The 3663-nt window shown below is 69.8% G+C and carries 2 protein-coding genes and 3 pseudogenes; 2 read left to right on the forward strand and 3 right to left on the reverse strand.

Annotation, left to right across the window (positions count from 1 at the left end; genetic code table 11):
* Nucleotides 1-213 precede the first annotated feature (213 nt).
* Nucleotides 214-1533 (reverse strand): UDP-N-acetylglucosamine 1-carboxyvinyltransferase, encoded by a 1320-nt coding sequence (locus tag I5G_RS20205; RefSeq protein WP_239642474.1) that lies wholly within the window; start codon nucleotides 1531-1533, stop codon nucleotides 214-216.
* 63 nt (nucleotides 1534-1596) lie between these two features.
* Nucleotides 1597-1683: pseudogene (locus I5G_RS26845) on the reverse strand (3-isopropylmalate dehydratase small subunit); the annotation flags it as partial.
* A gap of 33 nt (nucleotides 1684-1716) precedes the next feature.
* Between I5G_RS26845 and I5G_RS20210 the strand changes: the two are divergent.
* Together I5G_RS20210 and I5G_RS02560 are read left to right on the forward strand one after the other, a co-directional pair.
* Nucleotides 1717-2178 (forward strand): annotated as a pseudogene (locus I5G_RS20210) (ABC transporter ATP-binding protein); the annotation flags it as partial.
* A complete protein-coding gene (locus I5G_RS02560) occupies nucleotides 2175-3479 on the forward strand; it encodes an ABC transporter permease (protein ID WP_022877654.1) in 1305 nt (434 codons plus the stop codon). The pseudogene I5G_RS20210 and the gene I5G_RS02560, both read left to right, overlap by 4 nt.
* Before the next feature lie 50 nt (nucleotides 3480-3529).
* On the opposite strand, the pseudogene I5G_RS26300 reads toward I5G_RS02560, so the two are convergent.
* Nucleotides 3530-3663 (reverse strand): annotated as a pseudogene (locus tag I5G_RS26300) (shikimate 5-dehydrogenase); the annotation flags it as partial.

Genomic DNA, 3663 nt, shown 5'->3' on the forward strand with positions numbered 1-3663 from the left:
ACGACGCGCTCTCCAAGAGGGCACGGCGGCGTTCGAGGCGGACGACCCGACGCAGCAGGCCGCCGCCCTCGAGCAGTACCGCGGCGAGGTGACGAGCTACGTCGCGCGGCACTTCGNCATCGACGCCGGCGGCGCGGACTGCACTNCCGCCCTCGCCGACGACGTCACGATGACGCACCAGGACGGCGTCCCNTACGCCGTCCTCACCATCGACTACGCGTGCCCGCCCTCCGAGAACGGCCACGAGGTCGTCTCGACCCTGTTCCCCGACGACGAGGGCTTCGTCAGCGGCACGAAGACGATCCTCACGTACGCGCTCGACATCCACGAGGGAAGTACGGTCCTGGATGCCGAGCACCCGTCGTTCACCACGGCGCAGACGACGCTCGAGCGGTTCTGGGAGTTCTTCCCCTTGGGGTGCACGACGATGTCGGCGCCCATCTTGTTCAGCGCCTGCGTGAACCCGAGACGGTTCTCGTACACGGTCTCGTGCACGGTCGACGTGCCGTGCGCCTGGGTCAGCGCGACGATGAGCGGCTGCTGCCAGTCGGTCATGAAGCCGGGGTGGACGTCGGTCTCGACCATGACGGGCTTGAGGTCGCCGCCACGGCGGAACAGGATGCCGTCCTCGCGGACGTCGAACCAGCCACCCGCCTTGCGGAAGACGTTGAGGAACGTGAGCATGTCCTGCTGGCGGGCGCCCTTGGCGAAGATCTCGCCGTCGGTGGCCAGGGCGGCGCACGCCCACGACGCCGCCTCGTTCCGGTCGAAGATCGCCCGGTGGTCGTAGCCCACCAGGCGGTCGACGCCCTCGATGAAGATCACGCGGTTGGGCTCGTACGAGATGATCGCGCCCATCTTCTGCAGGACGGCGATGAGGTCCATGATCTCGGGCTCGATCGCGGCGTTGCGGAGCTCCGTGACGCCCTTCGCGCGGACGGCCGTCAGGAGCACCTGCTCGGTCGCGCCGACGCTCGGGTAGGGCAGCGTGATGTTCGCCCCGTGCAGGCCGTTGGGGGCCGTGATGCGGATGCCCTCGTAGCTCTTGTCGACCACGGCACCGAACGCGCGCAGCGCGTCCATGTGGAAGTTGATCGGGCGGTCGCCGATGCGGCATCCCCCCAGGTCGGGGATCAGCGCTTCACCGAGGAGGTGCAGCAGCGGGCCGCAGAACAGGATCGGGATGCGGGAGGCACCGGCGTGCGCGTCGATCTCCTCGAAGTGCGCGGCGACCGCGCCCGAGGGGTCGAGGTGGAGAGTCCCCTCCTCGTCCCCCTCGGTCACGGTCACACCGTGCACCTCGAGGAGCGAACGGACGACCTTGACGTCGCTGATCATCGGGACGTCGCGCAGCGTGCTCGTGGTGTCGCCCAGAAGCGCCGCCACCATCGCCTTGGTGACGAGGTTCTTCGCCCCCTTGACCTCGACGGTTCCCCGCAGCGGACGCCCGCCGCGGATCGCCAGGGTCTCGGCCGCTTCCCAGTCCGGCTTCACGATCAGGTGCTCTCCGGAATCGGTGACGAGTGTGCTCATAGGGGGGTAGACCTCACTTCGTGGACGAGGGGCGGCGGGAGGGCCCGATCGGGCCGACCGGGCTTAGCGGACCGGAAGGGTCCGCGGCCGCCATGCCTCGCGGCGCGCCTCGAACTGCGCGATCTTGTCTTCGTTGCGCAGGGTGAGCCCCTCGACGGAACGGATGCCGGCACCCTCCGCGGCCGTCGCCTGAACCGCACGCGCAACAAGACGTTCGGCTTCGTCTTCCAGCAGTTCTTCCTCACCCCGAACGCCACGGTGCTGGAGAACGTGGTCCTCCCCCTCAAGATCGCCGGGGTCGGACGCGCCGAGCGCAAGCGCCGCGGTCTCGCGGCCCTCGCCGAGCTCGACATGCAGGACAAGGCCAAGAACAAGGCGACCGCCCTTTCCGGCGGTCAGAAGCAGCGCGCGGTCATCGCCCGCGCGCTGGTCAACGACCCGCAGGTGATCTTCGCCGACGAGCCGACCGGCAACCTCGACTCCCAGACGGGTGCGGTCGTCGAGGACATCCTCTTCCGCCTCAACCGGGAGCACGGGATCACCCTCATCGTCGTGACGCACGACGACGACCTGGCGGCGCGCTGCGACCGCCGCATCCAGATCCGCGACGGCGTGATCGTCTCCGAGGAGGGACGCGCAGCATGAAGACCACGGACCTGGTCGCCACCGCGTTCTCGAACACGTTCCGTTCGAAGACGCGCACGATCCTCACGGTGCTGGCGATCTTCGTCGGCGCCTTCACCCTCACCCTGACCAACGGCCTGGGCACCGGCATCAACCGGTTCATCGATTCCACGGTGTCCTCGATCGGCGCGTCGAACGTGCTGACGGTGTCGAAGACGTCCACGAACGACCCGACGTCCACCGACCCCCAGAAGTACGATCCGGATGCCATCGCCACGGCGCAGACGAACGCCGGTCGTCCGGGCGCGCGCAGTGAGGTGTCGGCGCTCACGGATGCCGACATCACCACGCTCGAGGGCATCGACGGGGTCGAGAGCGTGACCCCTGTCCGGTCGGCGACCGTCGACTACGTCCAGTACGACGGCGGCGAGCGGTACGTCGCGTCGGCGGGCGGCATCATCGGCGGACAGACGCCGCAGCTGTCGGCCGGCGTCGCCCCCGACAACGCCGCCGAAGCGCTGCAGGTCGCCCTCCCGACCGCTCTCGTGGCGCCGCTGGGCTTCCCCGACGACGCCGACGCCGTGGGGAAGACCGTCACGATCGCCGTCACCGATCCGCTGCGGACGCAGCACTTCGTGGAAGCCACCGTCACCGGCGTCACCGAGGCGGCGTTCACGACGACGACCGCCCTCACGACGAACACCGCGCTGCAGGACGCCCTGTACACCGCGCAGAACACCGGGGTCCCGCAGGATCAACTCGACCGCTACGCCACCGCGAGCGTGACCGTCGCCTCGTCGGCGACTCCGGCGCAGATCGACGCCGTGAAGGCGGCACTGACGGACGCCGGCTACACCGGCCGCACGGTGGCCGATCAGCTCGGCACGTTCCAGGCCGTCATCAACGGCATCGTGCTGGTGCTGAACGCGTTCGCCGTCATCGCCCTCCTCGCGGCGAGCTTCGGCATCGTCAACACCCTCCTCATGTCGGTGCAGGAACGGACGCGCGAGATCGGCCTCATGAAGGCGATGGGGATGGGCAGCGGCCGCGTCTTCTCGCTCTTCAGCCTCGAGGCGGTCGTCCTCGGACTCCTCGGCAGCGTGCTCGGCGCGGTCGTGGCGATCGCGGTCGGCGTGCCGGTGAGCGCGGAGCTCGCCCGCACCCTGTTCAGCAACCTCCCGGGGCTCCAGCTGATCGCGTTCGACCCCGTGTCGATCATCGTGACGTCGCTGGTCATCATGGGGATCGCGTTCCTCGCCGGCAGCCTCCCCGCTGCCCGAGCGGCCCGGGCCGACCCGGTGGAGTCGCTGCGCTACGAGTGATCGTCGCGCACCTCCGGCCCCGCGGTGCCGACCGCGGGGCCTTCGCCGCGTCAGGAGCGCGAGTGGGCCGATGCCCGGGCGACCTGGTCGGGCGTCGGGGTCACGCCGGTGTAGCGCGCGAACTGCCCGGCGGCCTGCAGGGCGATCACCTCCGCGCCGGTGATCACGTCCCGTCCGGCGTCGC

The organism is Microbacterium sp. B19, assembly GCF_000333395.1.
In the GTDB taxonomy this organism is placed as follows: domain Bacteria; phylum Actinomycetota; class Actinomycetes; order Actinomycetales; family Microbacteriaceae; genus Microbacterium.

What these genes read in the sequence shown, in the direction of transcription:
- I5G_RS20205 (WP_239642474.1), bottom strand. Translation starts at nt 1,533, where the DNA reads ATGAGCACACTCGTCACCGATTCCGGAGAGCACCTGATCGTGAAGCCG.
- I5G_RS02560 (WP_022877654.1), top strand. Translation starts at nt 2,175, where the DNA reads ATGAAGACCACGGACCTGGTCGCCACCGCGTTCTCGAACACGTTCCGT.